This is a genomic window from Citrobacter sp. Cpo065, assembly GCF_030332805.1.
In the GTDB taxonomy this organism is placed as follows: Bacteria; Pseudomonadota; Gammaproteobacteria; order Enterobacterales; family Enterobacteriaceae; genus Citrobacter; species Citrobacter portucalensis.
This window is the reverse complement of the sequence record NZ_JAOWHC010000029.1, coordinates 701,254-720,623: the sequence shown is the minus strand read 5'-3', so window position 1 is coordinate 720,623 and position 19,370 is coordinate 701,254. Positions and strand designations below refer to the sequence as shown.

Sequence of the window (19,370 nt, the reverse complement as noted above, 5' to 3'; positions counted from 1 at the left end):
AGCCAGAGGGAAGCATGAAACGAATCGTACTGACATGTGCAGCGCTGCTGCTTAGCGGCCAGGCGCTGGCGGATGACTGCGCCAACGCGAACACGCAGATTGAGATGAACACCTGTGCGGCAGAGCAGTATAAGGCGGCCGACGCCAAACTTAATGAAACTTATCAGAATGCGCTGAAGCGCGCCGCCCCAACCCAGCGCGATTTACTGAAAAAAGCGCAAGTATCTTGGATAACTTTGCGCGATGCTGACTGTGCGTTAATCAGTTCTGGCACTGAAGGCGGTAGCGTTCAGGCGATGATTTCCAGCCAGTGCCTGACGGATAAGACCAACGAGCGCGAAGCGTTTCTCGCCTCACTTTTGCAGTGTGAAGAAGGCGATTTAAGCTGCCCGTTACCGCCGGCCAGTTAACGCACGCGGATCCCTTCAATAATCATCCGCTGTACGCTCTCCACCGTTTGGTTAAAAAAGGCTTCATCACGCAGCGTTGCGCCCGTCACCGCCTCTACCTGTGGGGCAAAATCGGCGTAGTGCTGAGTTGAAGCCCAAATCATAAAAATCAGATGATGCGGATCGACCGGAGCCAGTTTTCCGCTTTTGATCCAACCGGCAATCAGCGCGGATTTCTCATCAATTAGCGTTTTGAGATCCCCTTCCAGTTCTGCCATCAATAAAGGCGCTCCGGCCAGCATCTCCATACAAAACAGCCGTGAGGCCTGAGGGTAATCGCGCGACACTTCCAGCTTAAGGCGAATGTATTCTTTAATGGCCACCAGCGGCGCAAAGTCTTCGCGAAAAGCTTTCAATGGAGCCAGCCAGATGTCGAGGATCTGCCGTAAAACGGCGATATAAAGCACCTCTTTTGACGGGTAGTAATAAAGTAGATTGGTTTTTGACACGCCCGCCTGCTCTGCCACCTGCTCCAGGCGCGTGCCGTGGATCCCATATTGGGAGAAGATATTTAATGCCGCGGTTAAGATGGCCTGGCGTTTTGCACTGACGGCCTGCGAGCGCTTACCTGTTTTTTTCTCTGCGCGTTGGACCATGCGCCCTCTCCTTCTTGTGAGGGCGTCAGCATACCAAATCACACGGTGAATGGTTAAATTAAAGCGATTCCGGCGGCGCCTCTTGTCCAAGCGCTTTTTTCTTTTTGAACTTCAGCTCGCTGACCAGTACGCCAACAATAATGAATGCCGCACCAAGCAATGCAAGTAGCGGTAAGCGTTCACCCGCCAGACGGCCAAAGATCCCCGCCCACACCGGTTCACCGGTATAAATAACCGTCGCGCGCGTCGGCGAAACGCTGCGCTGCGCCCAGTTCATGGTGACCTGAATAATCGCGCTAAAAATACCCAGCCCCAGCGCCACCACCAGCAATCCGGTAGACATTGGTGGTACGGTCTCTCCGGCCGGTCCCATCGCCATAAACGCCACTATCGAAGCGGTTGCCAGTTGCACTACCGTTACCCGACGTACATCCACTTTTCCCGCCCACGCGCTAATCAGGATAATTTCTGCCGCAATCGCCACCGCACCGGCGAGCGTGATCCACTCGCCTTCGCCTAAAGCCAGTAAATTGCCTCCCGGTCCGGCAAGAAATATCAATCCGATAAAGGCCAGCACAATGCCGACGCACGGCATCAGACCTGGCATGCGTCCCAGACACAACCATTGTAAAAGCGGCACCAACGGTACGTACATCGCGGTAATAAACGCCGATTTACTGCTGGGAATAAACTGTAACCCCCAGGTTTGCAGACTATAACCCAGCGCAATTGCGATACCTATTGCAACCCCTGCTTTGACTTCCAGCCACGTCAGCTTATGCAGTGTGTGTAATGACAAAAGCGCGACCGCCAGCGCGGCAGTGGCAAAACGCACACCGACAAAGAAAAAAGGGCCGCTCAGGGTAACGGCATATTGCACCGCCAAAAACGTCCCACCCCAGAACATGGTGATCACAATGAGGATCGCTTCCTGAGGTTTAACAGAGAAGGAATAACGAGAAAGTAATGACATGAGACACCCGATTAACTGAATGTCATTAGTCTGCGTTGCGTTTTGTTACAGTTCAACCTTGCAGACAAAAAAAAACCGCCGGAAAGACCCGGCGGCGGTGGCTACGTAACGTCTGTCTCTGACTCTCAGCCGTCACGACATATCTGACAGATAGCCCGACAATTACGATTTGTTGTTGCCGTGACTATTTTTGCCCCCTTTTTTGCCTGCCTCTGAAGCGCGTTGCGGGTCATTCTTGAAGTTGCCCCCGCTGTGCTGGCCACCTTTTCGACCTGCTTCTGATGCTCTTTCGCGGTCTTCCGCAAAGTTGCCGGAACCGCCCCGATGGTTTGCCATTACTGACCTCCGTCATTGATTAGACATCATATTGCATAGGTACTGAGGAGTGATACCTCACGCAGCGTTACGGGCGAGGCCCTGAAAATAACTGCGTGGGAATAAGCATAGTGAAGCGTGGCCAGGGCAGACGCTAACTGTAATATCCTGCAACAGGATCAGGAGTGACAAAGAAATAATCACCATAAGAAATCAATAAGTCTTTCTTATGGCTACCGAATTCTACCCGGTTAAATATGTATCATTTTGCTACAAAGCAGGTTGTTATAAAAATTGTTATAAATCAAAGAAGTGATTGTGAAATTTGCACTCCTGACAGTACGTCATATCTTTAAAGGTAGGTAGCGAATCGCTACGGACACGGTTAACTCGAGGAGTAGTGTAAAATGGCAAAAGTTCTGGTGCTTTATTATTCCATGTACGGACACATTGAAACTATGGCCCACGCAGTCGCAGAAGGCGCAAATAAGGTAGATGGCGCGGAAGTGATTATTAAGCGTGTACCAGAGACCATGCAGCCCGAGATTTTCCTTAAGGCTGGCGGCAAAACACAAAACGCACCAGTCGCAACCCCGCAAGAACTGGCTGATTACGACGCCATCATTTTTGGTACCCCCACGCGCTTTGGCAATATGTCCGGTCAGATGCGTACCTTCCTCGACCAGACTGGCGGGCTGTGGGCCTCTGGCGGCCTGTACGGCAAACTCGCCAGCGTATTCAGCTCAACGGGAACCGGCGGCGGTCAGGAACAAACCATTACATCAACCTGGACTACGCTTGCCCACCATGGGATGGTGATTGTACCTATCGGTTACGCGGCGCAAGAGCTGTTTGATGTCTCTCAAGTTCGCGGCGGTACCCCTTACGGTGCAACCACCATTGCCGGAGGCGACGGCTCCCGCCAGCCAAGTCAGGAAGAGTTATCTATCGCCCGCTATCAGGGTGAATATGTCGCAGGTCTGGCAGTAAAACTCAACGGCTAATCTTCAACAGGAGGATTCGAATGCCAACTCAAGAAGCGAAAGCCCATCGCGTCGGCGAATGGGCAAGTCTGCGCAATACATCGCCGGAAATAGCCGAAGCCATTTTTGAAGTCGCACATTATGACGAGAAACTGGCGGAAAAAATTTGGGAAGAAGGTAGCGATGAGGTACTCATCAAAGCCTTTGAAAAAACAGACAAAGATTCGCTCTTTTGGGGTGAACAGACTATCGAACGCAAAAACGTCTAGCGCGCTGACTCCCCCGCGAACACGGGGGAGTTTTCTTTTACTTAGCCGCCTCATTCAGCACGCTATCGAACTTATCTATCGGGCAAAAACCATCCGCATCTATCGGACATCCTTTCAGCTCCAGCGTTACGCGCTGCGCCGGGGATTTCAGCGTCAGAACGTCTGCATTACGCAACTGCTGCGAGCTCTGATACACATACTCGATTTTCATCAGATCACGATTTGCATTGCTGTCATGCCAGCGCTGGAAGACAATCTTCCCGCCAATCGGCGTACGCTCGTTCTGATCGTGAAGCTGGTACGGTTTAAAATCCAGCGCGGTGAGCAGCGAAGCGATATTTGAATCATGCCCCACCAGCACGGTTATTTTCGGTGCTTTCGCACGTTCAGTAACCAGCGCATTATCAATATATTTCACCAGTGGTTTGGCGACGTTCTGCGCCACTTCCGGGGAGGTGAACAGGCTATCCTGATAGCCGTTTTTCAGCTTCGACAGAACCTTCCACTGCTGATCGGATTTAATCTCGCCCCAGGCAACCTTGTCCATCGGGAAGCCTTCGTAATATTGCAGCGTGAAGGCATCAACCAGCGAATTTCCCACCTTCAGCGGCCCCGAAACGCCTGGCTCCTGCTGGTACTTCGCGCTAAACGTATCTTTGGCATCGGTCAGGGAACACTGCTGTTTTTCTTTGCAGGACGGAGAGTCTTTGTAGTCGGTCATTTGCTCAAGCAACTGATAGCTATCGTTGAGCTGCATTTTGCTGCGCTCTTTCTCCATGGCCTGAACGGCCTGCTGGCTGAAGGCGGCGGAATCATCGGTGATCACCGGGTTAAAGGTGGGATCCATGGTGCCCATTTTTTCCTGATGATGGACCGGAACATCGCAACCAGGGAAAGCACCGGTGACAAAGAACTGCGCCGTGGCGACCGTACGCTGCAGGCTGTTAGCATAGGTATAGACCGTGTTCGGTGCCGGGCATTCGCCCGATTTCACCATCCCCTGCTCTGCCAGCCACTCTCGCATGTAGTGGCCCATATAGATTTCCAGCACACCGCCTTTAGTAGTGAGTTGTCCGCCGGGGACATCCCATTCTGGCCATTGTTTGGGGGTGGACTGCTCAAGAACGCTGCCATTGTTGGCTAAAGGTGCGCGTAAGTTATGCCGACTCATCATCAATACTTGCTGAAGCTGATAGCCTTCCGGCGCGGTCTGCGCCTGCGCGGCGGTTGACAATAAGACAGCCCCTGCCACGGCTGTGGCGATTAACGATTTATTCATCCCTACGACCTCTTGTTGTTATCAATCACAACGGAGTGTGACAGAAATATGACATATTTCCGGGAACGCTTTCGCAAAACAGACCATCTAGCGTGTCGTTTTAACACCAAACTCGGTTTCGAGTTTACGAATGCCAAGAGGTGTGAAGATGACATGGCGGCTGCCCTGTTCGGTTTTTATCCATCGCTGTTCACTGAACCAGCGCAGCAGCGTTGCGCCAAGCACACCACCAGGATGATAACGTCGTTCGCTCCAGTCCAGACAACCACAGGTTAACTTCCGCCGGGATGAGCCAGCCGCCAGGACAATCCCCATCTGTGCCAGCTTTTCCTGGCCAAATGGAGTCAGCGTTTCACCATCCGGCGTTAACCACTGACGGGAAACCAGCGTATCGAACAACCTCACCGCGACCTCTCCGGCGAGATGGTCGTAGCAGGTGCGGGCATGCCGCAAACCTGGCGGTGTAGTGATTCTGCGGGGCGTTGATGTCGCCCACGCAACGCCCATCAGGCGTTCCAGCAGTTCAGCGATATCGGAACCTGCAAGGCGAAAATAACGATGTCTGCCCTGCGCCAACGCGACAACAAAACGTTGTTCGCACAGACGCGCCAGATGCGCGCTGGCGGTCGACGCGGATATATCCGCCACCGCGCTGAGCTCAGTTGCAGTCCAGGTGCAGCCATCCATTAGGGTGCACAACATACGTGAGCGCGATTTATCGGCCATCACTGCCGCAGTGAGTGCCATTTTCGACTCCAGATCGCCCTCTTCTTCATGTAACATCACGGATGCCATAACGACCTCATTGGCCCTGAATCTCTGAATTAACGATGCCATGAAAGTCGCGCAAAGTCACCGCACCGGTCACACAGCACGCAGCATCATCTCTGTCCCCAACCCGACCAGACAAAACAGAAAACAGCGTTTAAACACGAGCGGAGAAATAACCCTTCGCACACGGGTACCTATCCATTGGCCAATCAGCGCAGGAACAATGGCCAAAGCCGACAAACTTAACGATTGTATGGGCAGCGCGTTGTGCCACCACAGACCCAGCGCCAATGCCAGGGTCGAAAAGGTAAAAGAGATCCCGAGCGCCTGCACCAGTTCATCTTTCTCAAAGCCGAGGGACTGGATCCAGGGCACGGCGGGCATCACAAACACCCCGGTTCCGCCGGTCAATAAGCCGGTCACAAATCCAATAACGAGGGAGTACGGTTTTTCACGCTGCGGGGCCACCGCGATTTTCTTTCCCGCCAGCGTCCAGATAGCGTAGGCCACCAGCGCTACGCCGAGTGCAAACTGAGTTCGGGTGGTGTCACCACCGGTAATCCAGGCGCTGGCAAGCAGTGTCGCCACCACTACTGTCAGCAGCATTGGCCACAGTCGTTTGAGTAATTGGCGTGTATTTCCACCACCGCCAAACTGGAACAAATTGCTTATCAGCGAAGGCAATAACAGCATGGCCGCCGCGGCAACTGGCGAAATAAGCGATCCGAGGATCCCCATAGCCACGGTAGGTAACCCCATACCCGTAACGCCTTTCACCATCCCGGCGAGGACAAATGTGGCGGCAATCATCACCACCAGGGCGGGTCCAAACGCTAAAGAACTCGTCATGTTACACTTTCCTGGAAAAGAGAAGATGACTGATTCTGGACGTTAATCACTGTGTTTGCTTCGTCAGGCAACGAAATATGCCTTCCTGGGGAGGGCGACGCCATAAAAAATGCCGGGTTTCCCCGGCACATTTATCAGAACGTTTTCGCCCACCACAACCGAAGTTTCATGCCCCAGTAGCTGGTCCAGCCGCTGGTGGTTGATACTACCCGACCTTGTGACATGACCACCAGCGTGGGCGTGACGCTAATTGCCCAACTGTGGGAAATAGCCCCGTTCGCATCATTGATGACCGGAAAGTCCACGCCTTTACGCGACAGCCAGCGAGATACCTCAGCTTCATTTCCGGAACGTAACGCAATGGTCATCACATTTTCCCCTTCCGAACGCAGCCTGGCGACTTCCGGCGTCGTGAAGCGGCATACGCCGCACCAGCTAGCCCAGAAATAAAGCAACACCGGCTCGTCTTTGCTGAGCGCCGCCAGCGTAACGGTTTCACCATCCAGTGTTTGTAAAGGCGTGCTGTCAAAGGAGGCAGGGAGCTGCGGCGCGCGCCAGGCATCCATCAGCAGCATTGCCCCCGCCAACAGCGCCAGTAAGATCAGCCCTTCGCGCAACCAGCGGCGCAGTTTACTGAGCATTGGCCGCCGCCAGTTTTTCTTTTACCACTTCCTCAAGGGTTTCCCACGGTACCGCGCCGGGAATAAGTTCATCACCAATAATCGTTGCGGGGGTTCCCTGCACCCCCACCAGTCGCGCCAGTTGCAGGTTAGTGCTCAGCGTTTCAGCACTTTGGGCGTCCAGCGTCACCGGACTGGCCCCCGCTTTTTCCTGCGCCTGTTTGATACTGACGTCGGTATGATAGCCCTTCTTCTGCATCAATTTTTCATGTAATGCCAGGGACTGTTGCGGATGCTCATGCCATGTCGTCAGCACGGTCCGCGCCGCCAGTTCCGAACTTTCACCTTTAAACGGCAGCGGTTTAATCACTACCGCCACGTCAGGGTATTTCTGCACAATTTTTTCCAGCATTGGATCCAACTGCTTGCAGTATGGGCAGTTGTAATCGGTGAAGTTTATCAGGGTCAGTTTCGCCTGCTTCGCGCCAATCCGCGGGCTGTTGGGATCGTTAAACAAGGCTTCCTGAATTAATGCTTCAATTTGCTTTTCCTGTTCCGGGGTAAACGGCGCAGGCTCTTTCGCGATACTGACGGCAGAAAACAGAGTTAACAACAGAACAATCATCATTTTCATGGGGTTACTCCTTTGGCATCATTCAACGTTTGCAGTACCGCATCGCGGGTTAACAACGTGGGTAACGCCTGGCCATCCGGCAGACCGGGGCCATAAATTTGGTTATAAGGCACAGCAACCTGGCCGCGTTTTTTTAGAAATTCGGTAATAGCTTCAGAAGGGAGTGTCCAGTCGCCGCGCAGCGCCACCACATCCGGCTGTTGCAATGCGGCCTGTACGTCTTCTTTATGCAACACGTTGTATTTGTTTACCTTACATGTGATGCACCAGTCGGCTGTGACGTCAATGAACACGCGCTTATGTTGCGCCAGCGCATCCTCAATCGCCTGCTCGCTTAGCGGTTGCCAGTTCACGCTTTCTTTAGCGCTACTTTGTCCGCTAAACCCTAAGTGTGGGAGCAGCAACGTCGCAAGCCAGATAGCCGAACCCAGCATCATCACGCCAAGCAGACGCCGCAAAATATTCATCCACCGCCCTGGCCGCGGCAAACGCAGCGCCAGACCGGGACGCAGGGCCACCAGCAGCCACGGTAAGCTCATCCCCAGCCCAAGTGCGATAAACAATCCCCACAACGTCGGCAGCGAAGCGGTCAATGCTACCGCCACCGCCGTTCCCAGAAACGGGGCACTGCACGGCGTGGCAAGCAGTGTCGCAAATGCACCTTGCCAGAAATGTCCCGACAGTCCGTTGCCGCCGTGAGTCGCCAGCGTGGTGGTCATAGCAGAAGGGAGTCGGAATTCAAACCACCCGAACAGGCTGGCGCTGAACGTCAGCATCACTAGCACCATGACGCCAATGAACCACGGATTCTGAAACTGGATCCCCCAGCCAAGGGCCTGATTGGTTAAACGCAGCACCGTCATCAATAGCGCCAGTGCCATAAACGAGACCAGTATTCCGGCTACCGATGCGAGGAACTGACGACGGATCTGGCGACGACTTTTTTCCTCGACCAGCAAAATAGAGCCCAGCTTCATGCCCAGAACCGGTAACACACAAGGCATCAGATTGAGGATCAAACCACCCAGCAGTGCCATGAGCACCACTTGCCACAGTGGGAGTGAGGCGTTCTCAACAACCGGGGCTTCGCCAATCGCAAGACGACTCTCCTGGGCAACACCGTTGTCTGCCAGCACCAGCGTGACTGACTTACCACGCAGATCCGGCGCGCCTTCTCCCCAACCGTCATGTACAGGTACCGTAGCGCGTAACGTATCCCCCTCAACATGAATTTGCGGCATGCCAAAATCCGCATCATCAACAGCATCCAGATACAGCCCTGGTTCAGTCCAGCCTCCCGCACGGCGAGCCTCGACGACTAACTCTCCCGCCCGTGCGCCTGCGCTCAGAACATCGGTCAGGCCGCTGGCAAGTGGGATCTGTCCCATCGCCTGAGCATAGTCATGTGCAAAAGTCGGGTCCTGGGCTGTGGGCTTCACGGAAAAAGGAAAATCCGTCAACAGGCAAACGTTGCTACAGGTGGATAGCGTCAAAACGCCGCTGAGCGTGGCGGGCGCTCTACCGCGCACCACCATCGGGAACGTCACCTTATCGTGATACCCCTGAGTAGTGATATTGGCGACCTCAAAACGAGCAGGGGTTGGCCAGGACCAGTCGACCGCGGGCATTTCCCCTTTCCAGGCGATAGCAGGTGCAACGCCTCCCTCGCCCGGAGAACGCCAGTAGGTTTTCCAGCCGTCCTCCAGTTTGACATCCAGCAACAGACGGGTTTCTCCGCCTGCGGACGTATCAGCGCGTAACCGCACGCTGGCGTGATCGTTATCGGGTGAACGCAGCCAGCCGGGTTCAGCCGCCCAGGATACGGGCAGCCATAGCAATAACAGACAGAGCAGCGCCTGTCTGAAAACAGTCATCATAGTTTTTCTCCGTGAATAATTATCTAACAGTCAGCAACGGCTGTTCTGTCATTCACGGAAGACGCAAAATCGGAGATGCACCCGGAGAGTGGGCGGCGAGATGGCTCGCGGTGGGAAAAAAGGTAGACGAAACGCCCGTACTGGCGCCAGCAATGACAGCAGCAGGCACAGCACCAGAATAGCACCTTCAAACAATACGGGTGGCGCAGCCAGTAATGATTTCGCACTCAGTTCACAAGGGGTAACGGGTGAGGCCTCATCGGTCTGCACTTGTGCGCTGGCGACAACGCTTGTAACGGCGGTATCCATCTGCAACGCGTGCAGGCCCGCCATGCGTTGTGCGGTGCAAACCATCACCACAACACATGCCAGACAGAGGAACCACCATCCCATCCGTTGACGTTTCGCCATTATACCCTCACTCATTGATGCGAGTTATCTTAACCACTCGCCAGGTTTTGGCAACCTTTCCGCTGTAAAGTTATGTCCTGCTATCTGCTGGATATACCGCGATTTCAATCAGATTAAGATCGGGATCCCTGACATACACCGAGCGAATAGGTCCTGTCGCACCGGTACGTGCAACGGGCCCTTCAATAATCTCGACTCCGTGGGTTTGAAACGTCTCCATCACCTCTTCCAGCGTACGCGTGGTGATAAAACATAAATCCAGCGCCCCCGGCGTTGGCGCGTAGGCTTTGGGTTCAAACTCTTTTCCCCGAATGTGGAGATTGATTTTCTGATTGCCAAAGACGAAGGCTTTCCGACCTTGCGCGAAGGTTTCCAGCCTCATGCCTAAAAGCTCGACATAGAAACGAACGCAAGCCTCTTCATGATTGGTGGTTAGTACCAGGTGATCCAGGTGGTCAATCATAGCGATATCCATTTGGGTTGCTCATCTCTGACACTTACCCTATTCATTCACGCGCGACAAGAAAAAGAAAATCTACGGAGTTATTTGCAGAACTTAACGCAACAACCTGTAATTCACGCTTTAAAAACGAAATGATAATTAATCATATTCCCGCCTTTATTTATTACACTATAACATTGCTAAAAACACCCATGAAAATATCACGCAAGTTATCATTCACTATTTACGAAGAATGCCAAAAGATATTTCCATGACAGCACACAGATAATGCCCACCACGTACTGATGCGTAAATGAAAGTAAGGGTCAGCGCATTTCCAGAGAATTTCCTTATTATATTCAGACGCAATGAATAACGTATTCATTAGCAGATAATTTGTTTATTAAATGTTATTTAGAGTATATGGAAATGAAAAAATATTTATTACCCCTGATTGGGTTACTTTTTACAGTTAGCGCTCAGGCAGCATCATTTACCGACGGCAAAGAGTATATCTCACTGGAAAAACCTGTCGCTTCCGCTCCAGCCGCACTGAAGTTTTTCTCATTCTATTGCCCTTCCTGTTATCAGTACGATGAAGTTTTTGAAATCACTGATAACGTGAAAAAAGTATTGCCTGCAGATGTCAAACTCACCGAATACCACGTCGACTTTTTAGGTCCGCTGGGGCAAGACATGACCCACGCCTGGTCCGTCGCCATGCTGTTGAACGTACAAGATAAAGTTAAGCCGTTGCTTTTTGATGCCGTTCAGAAAAAACAAACCGTTAAAACAGCGGACGATATTCGTAACGTATTTATCAGCGCGGGCGTCAGCGCCAGTGATTATGATGCGGCATGGAATAGCTTTGCCGTGAAATCACTGACCGCTAAGCAGCAAGAAATGGCGAAGGCAGTTGATCTAACCGGTGTGCCCGCCATTTTTATCAACGGAAAATATATGATCAATCCAAAAGGACTGAAGTCAGATGACCTTAATGCATTCGTGCAAAACTATGCTGATACGGTCCGCTTCCTGATAAGCAAATCCTGATGTTTAGCTAATCTCATTTTTCGCACCACACAACAGATGCCGTAACCTCGACTGCGCTGTTGGTGGTGCAATGCCTGCATCGTTTATCGCAATATCCTCCCTTCCCGGTTGGCATTCGCCGTTATCAGGATTACCCTAAACTTAGCGGTGATACCTGTTGTCAGGGTTCACCTTCTGCAAGTGTTGATTTACACGAGAGAACGCTATGGAATTAAAGGATTATTACGCCATTATGGGCGTGAAACCGACAGACGATCTCAAGACAATCAAGACCGCCTATCGTCGACTCGCCCGTAAATATCATCCTGATGTCAGCAAAGAGACTGACGCAGAGGCCCGGTTTAAAGAGGTTGCAGAAGCCTGGGAAGTATTGAGTGATGAGCAGCGACGCGCCGAGTACGACCAGCTGTGGCAGCACCGCAACGACCCACAGTTCAGCCGTCAATTCCAGCAAGGAGAGAATCAAAGCTACAGCGCCGAAGATTTCGACGATATCTTCTCCTCCATTTTTGGCCAGCGTGCGCACCAGTCGCGCCAGCGCCCTGCCAGCCGCGGGCACGACATTGAAATTGAAGTTGCCGTATTCCTCGAAGAAACGCTTACTGAGCATAGCCGCACTATCAGTTACAACCTGCCAGTCTATAATGCGTTTGGCATGGTAGAACGAGAAATTCCTAAAACGCTGAATGTGAAAATTCCGGCTGGCGTCGGTAACGGTCAGCGTATCCGTCTGAAAGGCCAGGGTACCCCCGGCGAAAACGGTGGGCCGAACGGTGATTTGTGGCTGGTGATTCATATTGCGCCGCATCCGCTGTTCGATATTGTTAATCAGGATCTGGAAGTTGTCGTTCCCCTCGCGCCGTGGGAAGCTGCGCTGGGTGCGAAAGTAACCGTTCCGACGTTGAAAGAGAGCATCCTGCTGACCATTCCTGCAGGCAGTCAGGCCGGCCAGCGACTCCGCATTAAGGGCAAGGGTCTGGTAAGTAAAAAACATACCGGCGATTTGTATGCGGTGATCAAAATAGTCATGCCACCGAAACCTGACGACGCCAGTGCCGCCCTGTGGCAACAACTGGCGGATGCACAAAAGACCTTTGATCCGCGCAAAGAGTGGGGGAAAGCATAATGGCTAACGTTACCGTCACTTTTACCATTACCGAATTTTGTCTGTACACCGGTGTGTCAGAAGAAGAACTGCATGAGATTGTCGGCTTAGGGGTGATAGAACCCCATGAAGACGAGACGTTTGACGATCATGCGCTGACAGTAATGCGTCGCGCGGTGCGCCTGCGTCAGGAGCTGGAACTTGACTGGCCAGGGATTGCCGTTGCACTGACGTTGCTGGAGGAGAACGCTCAGTTACGCCAGGAAAACCGCCTGCTGCGCCAGCGCCTGTCTCGCTTTATCAGCCATCCTTAGTATGTCAGGACCAGCATGGTGCTGGTCCTTTTATTATCCGCCCCGCGCTCTTAATGACATTGCCCAGCAGATGACATACAGTCTGAGATGAGAATTATCTTAAACAATAAGACGTTGAGTCATGCAGCTTAAACCCCTCACGAAAGGTCGTTTTCACAACATCTGGCAGCAGGATGATGCCTTGATTGAGAAGATATTTCAGGAACTGCTCTCTGAAACGCAGATTATCCAGGAAGATGAGTATCTATACCGCCAGGGACAGGTTGTCGATCGACTGATCATGGTGCAATCCGGAAGAATTTCACTGCGTTACAGCGCGGAGAATGGTCGCCGATTCCAGTTGGGCGCCATGGAATGCGACGAGCAGCTGTTTGGTGAAATGGAGTTTTTTACCGGGTATCGCTGCCAGCTTGATATCGTCGCGGAAGAACCACTGACCGTAGCGGTGTGCAGCTGTGACCGTCTGGAAGAAGCGCTAAATCAGCACCCCAGACTGGCGATATTTTTTGCCAGTGCAATAGCGATTGATTATCAGGATATGCTGGAAATCTTCCTGCACCGGATGCTCTACCCTATCGTACATAACGTGGCGTATGACCTGTATCGCCAGCATCAGAACAAGCAGCCGATGGATGGTTTCCATAAAAAATACCAGGAAGCTGAGCGATTCGGTACTACCGACCGGGTCTATCGGCGGGCGGTTAAAGCGCTGACGGATGCCGGGCTGGTAACGCGAACGAAGCAAGGACTGGAAATTAAGGATCTGGATGGGCTGCGTAAATTTCTCGGCAATGACATCATTGACTGACACACCAACGCTCGTTAACAGAACATTGGTGTGTCATTTCGGCGCAATCAGAACTTATAGGTGAGGCTGAAATAGTGACCGAGCCCGGTGGTACGCCCTGCTCCGCCGTGGTTTTCCATCAATGCCATGTTACGGAAATACTTCAGGCCATAACCGACTGCATAATGCTCTGAATGCCAGTAGATACCGTTATACCATTCAATCGCGTTATTGCTGTATAACGGTTGATTAGCAATCTTATTCGCGGCGAACTGGTAGTCAAAGTACCCCTGATAGTTCAGATAACTGCCGTTGGCAAAGGTATAGAATGGCGTCGACCAGTTAGTCGAGAACATATAGCCATCCCACTTTCCTTCGTTATCCGCACCGTAGTTTTCACGAACATAATGCGCATAGATGTTCATTCCCACCAGACCAAACCACGGGACCTTCACATCTGTACCCAGGCCAACGTAATGTTCAAATAATTCCCGGTCGCCAATGTTATTTACCGTTGCAATATAGAATTCGTTAAACGGCCCAACGGATAAATCTTTATTAAAAATGGCGTCCAGGGAAAAACGCGGAGATATCTTGGCAAAGAAGTTATCACCGCCGTGACGATCGTCCTGCTCGCGATCCAAAATATCAAAAAAATCCACATAACCGTACAGATCGATAATGCCAGAGCGTGCACCAAACTCCAGTTCCAGATAGGTGTCATTGCGAATACCATATGGCACTTTCGCGTCCACACTTTGCATTAAGTTCATCTGCATCCAGTTAAAATCATTTTTACGGATGTTGCCATCAGTATAGTCAGCCGCGAATGCTTGCATACAGCTCATTGCCACTACTGCACCCAGGATTGTTTTTTTAATCATTAACTTATTGTTCTTCAGCATTTTTCAATTCCTTTGAGTAAGGTTGAGTATCGCCCCACCATATAAATGGTGTGGCGACTGGCTATTTAATTAAAGAGGTAAGTGTTATCAGTGCTTTTAATTACGTTTGAGTTTTAATGTCACCATCAACATGACAAAGATAATTAAATACAACACCGGTATCGCGTACATAATTTTCTGCAATCCCATTGTTTTTTCCATGAGCGCGCTGATCGCCGGACTAAACATGGCCCCGGCACTGCCGCTAATTAAAATATAAGAAACGTTCTGACTGCTCGCACGCTTCACGAAAGAAACACCATAGGCAATAAATGAGTTATACAGCGCAGCACAGACAAACCCGTAACTGTATGCCAGATAATCAAGCCCAGAGATATTATCCTTCGTGACGATAATTGTGGTAATAATGCTAGCCAGCAGAATAATACTTAGCAGGAAATAATGTATCTTCACCCGAGAAACAATGACGGTTGATACTAATGCCCCGACCAGCGCAGCGCCCCAGTATTGCGTAATAATATTTCCTGCTTCTTCAAAGGGAATGCCAAATTTGTTCTTCACAAATAATGGTGCCCAGGTCAGGAAGGTGTACAGCGCCAGCATACCTAAGAACAGGCCAATGCCTCCGCTGATGATCCCTGGGTTCCACTCCGATTTTACCTTGTCTGTCCGATCTGCCGTGGGCGCCGTCTCGCAGGCAGTAAAGCGGGTGATCGCCACAACGCCCAGCGTGAGTAAGGCCACCATACCTACGCTCAGATAGCTGTAACTCCACGACATATTGTGCGTCAGGGCGAAGGTCGTGATCAGCGGAAAAACCACACCCGCAACGTTGAAAGTGGCGTCCTGTACCACCAGCATCGTACTTTGAATACGATCCTGCCAGACCGATACCACAATCGTTCCCGCCACGCACAGACCGATCCCACCGCAAAAGCCCACCAGGGTCATGGCGACCATCACAGGCCATAAGCCAGGGCTTAAATGCATTACCAGAGCGCAAAGGAACACTATCGAATAGATAATGAGCGTCATACGCTTCACACCGATTTTCTCAATCAGGAAAAAGGCGGCGATGGTGCCGGCTAATGCTCCACCATTGAGCAACGAAAATATCGAAGCAACGGTATTCACACCGGCACCGTAGCGTACTGCAATCGGTTCGATTAGCATACCGAACTGACTGGCAAACCCTGCCATAATAAAATTTGCCAGAAAACTAATCAGCGTAAGTGCTATTTTATTCTTCATATAATGCCATCTCTGATTGGTTCAATTAAAAGCCGGAACTAAGCGGTAACAGCAGTATTTAGCGCCAACTCAATCATGTTGTTAAAGGTCAATTGTCGTTCTTCTGCGGTTGTTTCTTCTCCGGTCAGGCAATGATCGGAGACAGTTAAAATAGCCAGCGCTTCAATATTAAACTGATGCGCTAAAGCGTATAAGCCTGCTACTTCCATATCTACACCCAGCACACCGAATTTTTCCAGTGCCGGTATTAAATTTTCGTCAGGATCGTAATAAAGATCGCCGCTAAAAACATTGCCGACTTTAATATCGATACCGGCCTTCTGTGCCAGCGTCCACGCCTGCTGCAATAATGGGAAATAGGCGGATGTTGCCATCGCATAGCCTGCGCTACGTTTTAAATTTGTGACTGAATCCGTTCCGGCTGCGATGGCCAGGATAATATCGCGCATTTTGACATGATGTTGTGTTGCCCCTAAACTGCCGACACGTATAATTCTTTGCACACCAAAATCATGTACCAGTTCATGGGCATAAAGCGTCATTGAAGGAATGCCCATTCCATGTCCCATCACCGAAACAGGTTGCCCAAAATATAAACCGGTATAACCCAGCATATTACGTACATTGGTGACTTCGCGGTAATCCATTAGATAATTTTCGGCAATAAATTTAGCACGGAGCGGATCGCCCGGCATAATAACGGTTGGCGCGAAATCACCTGGCTTGGCATTAATATGTGCAGTCATAACAATTCCTGAATTATGGGTATTGAAGATATGCAGGGATTGTAACCAGACGTTTGTGAGGTGATTGAGGACAAAAGTCCTGCTCAGAGGATCGGCCTCTCATTTTTGAGAGTTAGTGGTGCAGGTAAGTGGTAAAACGGAACACAGCGTGTTGGTCTTCTGGCGTGCGGTGAGTAACGTCAGCATCCCGACGCAAAGAAGCAGTACGTTGTTCATGGCAAATTCGCACTGCCAGATGAAGGCGACGGCTGCGACGGGAACCAGTCACAAGCAAGCGCCTCACCATCCGATTGTGGCCCCCCAAATCCCCTCAGCGGCGTGGTCACTACCGTCGCCAGCAGCAGGGACTTACGATTCCCATTTATAATCCGTATGCAGAATAGCGCCAAAGATAATTGCATTTCTGACCCTTGCCGCGCAATATTGTTTTTAAAGGAGGCTTATTGTTATTATCGTTTTCCATTCTAAGATTGAGTTATGCATGCCATGATCCCATTTAGATTTAGTGAGATGACTCACGCCGATATTCCTGCTGTTCAGTCGTTCCTTATTGAGCATCTTAATTTATTCTTCAATGCCGGCAGATCCATGCCTTCTGCCGAAGAAGATCTCTTTGATCTCGAACAACAGTATCTGTTACAGGAAAGAAATTTATTGCTTTGCGCATGGAGTGAAAACCAAGAATTAATCGCCACACTGGCGGTATGTCAATATAATGATCGTATTACTGAACTGCGTGGGCGTTACAACTTGCGTGAAACGGCAGAAATTTGTCGTTGCTACGTGGATGAACGCTATCGTAGACAGGGAATTGGTAGCCAATTGTTTGCTTTAGCAGATGTATTCTGCCAGCAACATCAATATAAAACGTTGTATCTTCACACCCATCATTTTTTACCCGGAGGATATCACTTCTGGTTGCGTAATAATTTTAAGGTGATTATGGATATGCAGGATGAATGGCAATTGGTACATATGGAGAGTTCATAAAAAAAGGATTCAAACACCAATCCGCAGCATTTTTGATGGTGATCAATATGTTTCATACGCAGAGATTGAATCATGTTCGTAGTTTGATCAACATCAATCAATTCTCATTTAGCTTTCTGTTGTTATTTTCATTTATAGCAACACACAGAGGAATGCATCTACATCCTATTGTTTTTACTGATCATTTTCAGAACGGCATTATCTCTTTACCTCTTACATTCCGTGGTTGACCTTGTTAACAATTGCCGTTAGAGTCACTTTCGACAGCATTTCATTACATTTTGTGTATGAATAGGAATATGGTGAGAATTATTTAATTCAATTCCATAACTGCCCCCGCAACTGTAGGCGGATGCAGAATATCCTTGTGTGGCTAATAAGCCACTGGTCACTGTAAAGTTTATCTTTATGGGAAGGCTGATATTCTGATTACCGTGAGTCAGGAGACCTGCTGTCAATGATGTATACCATTGAGTGGACGGGATGGTCCATGGGATGAATTATTTGACACAAGCAGTAGTGTATTTATGAATAAGATTTTGGCTAAGTCAGGATTATTTGCATTTTTCGCATATCTTTATTCTTAAATTTCACGATTCAATGTCATCTATCTTCATGTCTCCTCCCGATATATGGAATGAAATGAGCCATGACCAGACCTTAAGATTCTGGCATCAACGGGACGATGACAATGTACGCTAATTCTACCTTTTACTCCTATAAAAAAACGCTTCTGGCTATTTTTGGTACCACTGCTCTGCTGCTCGCTTCCGGTTTTTCTGACGCGGCAAAAACTGAATATCCTCTGACGATTAAAAACTGCGGCCGCGATATTACCTTTAATCAGGCACCAACGCGCGTGGCAACGGTGGGTCAGAACAGTACCGAGATCCTCTATTCATTAGGGCTTGCCGATCGCGTCGTCGGTACTTCATTGTGGTTTGGCCCGGTACTGGACACCTATAAAACAGAAAATGAAAAAGTTGCCGTTATTGCGCAAAATATTCCGAGCTTTGAAGGGATTTTGGCTAAAAAACCGGATCTGGTCGCCAGCCAGTTTGAGTGGCAAATCGGCCCAGCTGGCACGGTTGCCTCTTATGAACAGTTTAGTGAACTGAAGGTTCCTGTTTACACCGCGCCAGCTGACTGTGCGAAAGATAACGAAGATGGTGGTGATGGTGTCCGTAAAGGGATGTTTGATATCACCATGGTGTATCAGGAAGTCGCCGATCTGGCAAAAATCTTCGATGTTCAGGATAAAGGCGAAGCGCTGATTGCCAGCCTTAAAGCACGTGAAGCCGCAGCGAAAAATAAAATTACCGGTATTGATAAGAATGTTTCTGCCGTGTTCTGGTTTTCAAGTGCCGATTTACAGCTCGATCCTTACGTTGCCGGAAAGTTTGGCCCAGCAGCATGGATAGCCCAAACACTGGGTGTGAAGAATGTGATTGATTCTGCCGAAGAATGGCCAACAGTGGGCTGGGAAACTATCGCTAAAGCTAATCCTTCTGTCATTGTGCTCGGCGAGATGAGCCGTCGCCGCTTCCCGGCAGATGACTGGAAGATCAAGATGGAATACCTCAAGTCCGATCCTGTCACCACGCTGGTTCCTGCCGTTAAGGAAAACCATCTGCCGGTCATCGACGTACAGACAATGAATGCTGGGATCAGAACTATTGATGGGCTAGAAAAACTGGCTGATGCCCTGGTTGAATATGGCTTAGCTCATCCGCAGGCTGCTCATTAATCTA

24 protein-coding genes and 1 riboswitch are annotated in these 19,370 nt (G+C 50.4%); of the genes, 9 read left to right on the top strand and 15 right to left on the bottom strand.

Going from position 1 to position 19,370, the window contains the following annotated elements:
• Positions 1 to 14: 14 nt before the first annotated feature.
• On the top strand, positions 15 to 410 hold the full coding sequence (locus tag OGY68_RS09395) for a lysozyme inhibitor LprI family protein (protein WP_008784323.1): 396 nt from the start codon (positions 15 to 17) through the stop codon (positions 408 to 410).
• Here the strand turns inward: OGY68_RS09395 and rutR are convergent.
• The 3 genes from rutR to OGY68_RS09380 all read right to left on the bottom strand — a co-directional run bounded on the left by rutR (position 407) and on the right by OGY68_RS09380 (position 2,354).
• A complete protein-coding gene (gene rutR, locus OGY68_RS09390; protein WP_003036026.1) occupies positions 407 to 1,045 on the bottom strand; it encodes an HTH-type transcriptional regulator RutR in 639 nt (212 codons plus the stop codon). The two genes, OGY68_RS09395 and rutR, sit on opposite strands and share 4 nt — an antisense overlap.
• 58 nt (positions 1,046 to 1,103) lie before the next feature.
• Positions 1,104 to 2,018: a DMT family transporter gene (locus tag OGY68_RS09385; RefSeq protein ID WP_003832060.1), complete on the bottom strand. Its 915-nt coding sequence runs from the start codon at positions 2,016 to 2,018 to the stop codon at positions 1,104 to 1,106.
• Between the two features lie 162 nt (positions 2,019 to 2,180).
• Entirely contained in the window at positions 2,181 to 2,354 is a 174-nt protein-coding gene (locus tag OGY68_RS09380) for a con-10 family general stress protein (protein WP_003036022.1), read from the bottom strand.
• 386 nt (positions 2,355 to 2,740) lie between these two features.
• On the opposite strand from OGY68_RS09380, the gene wrbA reads away from it, so the two are divergent.
• Together wrbA and OGY68_RS09370 are read left to right on the top strand one after the other, a co-directional pair.
• Positions 2,741 to 3,337 carry an NAD(P)H:quinone oxidoreductase gene (gene wrbA, locus OGY68_RS09375; RefSeq protein ID WP_003832057.1) on the top strand — a complete coding sequence of 199 codons (597 nt, stop codon included), beginning with the start codon at positions 2,741 to 2,743 and terminating at the stop codon, positions 3,335 to 3,337.
• 20 nt (positions 3,338 to 3,357) lie between these two features.
• Positions 3,358 to 3,585: a YccJ family protein gene (locus OGY68_RS09370; RefSeq protein ID WP_003036015.1), complete on the top strand. Its 228-nt coding sequence runs from the start codon at positions 3,358 to 3,360 to the stop codon at positions 3,583 to 3,585.
• A 37-nt stretch (positions 3,586 to 3,622) separates the two neighbouring features.
• On the opposite strand, the gene agp is transcribed toward OGY68_RS09370, so the two are convergent.
• The 8 genes from agp to OGY68_RS09330 all read right to left on the bottom strand — a co-directional run bounded on the left by agp (position 3,623) and on the right by OGY68_RS09330 (position 10,501).
• The gene (agp, locus tag OGY68_RS09365) at positions 3,623 to 4,864 is read right to left on the bottom strand and encodes a bifunctional glucose-1-phosphatase/inositol phosphatase (RefSeq protein ID WP_048235673.1); all 1,242 of its coding nucleotides are present in this window, start codon (positions 4,862 to 4,864) and stop codon (positions 3,623 to 3,625) included.
• Positions 4,865 to 4,951: 87 nt separating this feature from the next.
• Positions 4,952 to 5,659, bottom strand: a complete 708-nt coding sequence (locus OGY68_RS09360; protein ID WP_286616968.1) for an ArsR/SmtB family transcription factor — start codon at positions 5,657 to 5,659, stop codon at positions 4,952 to 4,954.
• A 69-nt stretch (positions 5,660 to 5,728) separates the two neighbouring features.
• Positions 5,729 to 6,484 (bottom strand): sulfite exporter TauE/SafE family protein, encoded by a 756-nt coding sequence (locus OGY68_RS09355; RefSeq protein ID WP_048214487.1) that lies wholly within the window; start codon positions 6,482 to 6,484, stop codon positions 5,729 to 5,731.
• A gap of 134 nt (positions 6,485 to 6,618) precedes the next feature.
• Positions 6,619 to 7,125 carry a protein disulfide oxidoreductase gene (locus tag OGY68_RS09350; RefSeq protein ID WP_234692935.1) on the bottom strand — a complete coding sequence of 169 codons (507 nt, stop codon included), beginning with the start codon at positions 7,123 to 7,125 and terminating at the stop codon, positions 6,619 to 6,621.
• Entirely contained in the window at positions 7,115 to 7,738 is a 624-nt protein-coding gene (locus OGY68_RS09345) for a DsbA family protein (RefSeq protein WP_008784317.1), read from the bottom strand. The genes OGY68_RS09350 and OGY68_RS09345 overlap by 11 nt, the downstream gene beginning before the upstream one ends.
• On the bottom strand, positions 7,735 to 9,615 hold the full coding sequence (locus OGY68_RS09340) for a cytochrome c biogenesis protein CcdA (RefSeq protein WP_057067496.1): 1,881 nt from the start codon (positions 9,613 to 9,615) through the stop codon (positions 7,735 to 7,737). The genes OGY68_RS09345 and OGY68_RS09340 overlap by 4 nt, the downstream gene beginning before the upstream one ends.
• A 48-nt stretch (positions 9,616 to 9,663) precedes the next feature.
• Entirely contained in the window at positions 9,664 to 10,026 is a 363-nt protein-coding gene (locus tag OGY68_RS09335) for a hypothetical protein (RefSeq protein WP_008784315.1), read from the bottom strand.
• A gap of 70 nt (positions 10,027 to 10,096) precedes the next feature.
• Positions 10,097 to 10,501 (bottom strand): VOC family protein, encoded by a 405-nt coding sequence (locus OGY68_RS09330; RefSeq protein ID WP_003832040.1) that lies wholly within the window; start codon positions 10,499 to 10,501, stop codon positions 10,097 to 10,099.
• 396 nt (positions 10,502 to 10,897) lie between these two features.
• On the opposite strand from OGY68_RS09330, the gene dsbA reads away from it, so the two are divergent.
• The 4 genes from dsbA (at position 10,898) to OGY68_RS09310 (ending at position 13,748) form a co-directional block, all read left to right on the top strand.
• On the top strand, positions 10,898 to 11,521 hold the full coding sequence (gene dsbA / locus OGY68_RS09325; RefSeq protein WP_008784313.1) for a thiol:disulfide interchange protein DsbA: 624 nt from the start codon (positions 10,898 to 10,900) through the stop codon (positions 11,519 to 11,521).
• A 205-nt stretch (positions 11,522 to 11,726) separates the two neighbouring features.
• A complete protein-coding gene (gene cbpA, locus OGY68_RS09320; protein ID WP_003832035.1) occupies positions 11,727 to 12,647 on the top strand; it encodes a curved DNA-binding protein in 921 nt (306 codons plus the stop codon).
• A complete protein-coding gene (gene cbpM / locus OGY68_RS09315) occupies positions 12,647 to 12,940 on the top strand; it encodes a chaperone modulator CbpM (protein WP_003832033.1) in 294 nt (97 codons plus the stop codon). Before cbpA ends, cbpM begins: the two co-directional genes overlap by 1 nt.
• A gap of 121 nt (positions 12,941 to 13,061) precedes the next feature.
• Entirely contained in the window at positions 13,062 to 13,748 is a 687-nt protein-coding gene (locus tag OGY68_RS09310) for a Crp/Fnr family transcriptional regulator (RefSeq protein WP_057067667.1), read from the top strand.
• Positions 13,749 to 13,795: 47 nt separating this feature from the next.
• On the opposite strand, the gene OGY68_RS09305 is transcribed toward OGY68_RS09310, so the two are convergent.
• The 4 genes from OGY68_RS09305 to OGY68_RS09290 form a co-directional block, all read right to left on the bottom strand.
• The gene (locus OGY68_RS09305; RefSeq protein ID WP_008784309.1) at positions 13,796 to 14,632 is read right to left on the bottom strand and encodes a nucleoside-specific channel-forming Tsx family protein; all 837 of its coding nucleotides are present in this window, start codon (positions 14,630 to 14,632) and stop codon (positions 13,796 to 13,798) included.
• A gap of 96 nt (positions 14,633 to 14,728) precedes the next feature.
• Positions 14,729 to 15,883 (bottom strand): MFS transporter TsgA, encoded by a 1,155-nt coding sequence (gene tsgA, locus OGY68_RS09300; RefSeq protein ID WP_057067668.1) that lies wholly within the window; start codon positions 15,881 to 15,883, stop codon positions 14,729 to 14,731.
• Between the two features lie 38 nt (positions 15,884 to 15,921).
• Entirely contained in the window at positions 15,922 to 16,629 is a 708-nt protein-coding gene (gene deoD / locus OGY68_RS09295; RefSeq protein ID WP_008784307.1) for a purine-nucleoside phosphorylase, read from the bottom strand.
• A gap of 112 nt (positions 16,630 to 16,741) precedes the next feature.
• The gene (locus OGY68_RS09290) at positions 16,742 to 16,897 is read right to left on the bottom strand and encodes a hypothetical protein (protein WP_156183252.1); all 156 of its coding nucleotides are present in this window, start codon (positions 16,895 to 16,897) and stop codon (positions 16,742 to 16,744) included.
• A 218-nt stretch (positions 16,898 to 17,115) separates the two neighbouring features.
• On the opposite strand from OGY68_RS09290, the gene OGY68_RS09285 reads away from it, so the two are divergent.
• A complete protein-coding gene (locus tag OGY68_RS09285) occupies positions 17,116 to 17,619 on the top strand; it encodes a GNAT family N-acetyltransferase (RefSeq protein WP_020996504.1) in 504 nt (167 codons plus the stop codon).
• Between the two features lie 247 nt (positions 17,620 to 17,866).
• A riboswitch (cobalamin riboswitch) is annotated at positions 17,867 to 18,089 on the top strand.
• Between the two features lie 221 nt (positions 18,090 to 18,310).
• A complete protein-coding gene (locus OGY68_RS09280; RefSeq protein ID WP_057067669.1) occupies positions 18,311 to 19,366 on the top strand; it encodes an ABC transporter substrate-binding protein in 1,056 nt (351 codons plus the stop codon).
• Positions 19,367 to 19,370: the final 4 nt, after the last annotated feature.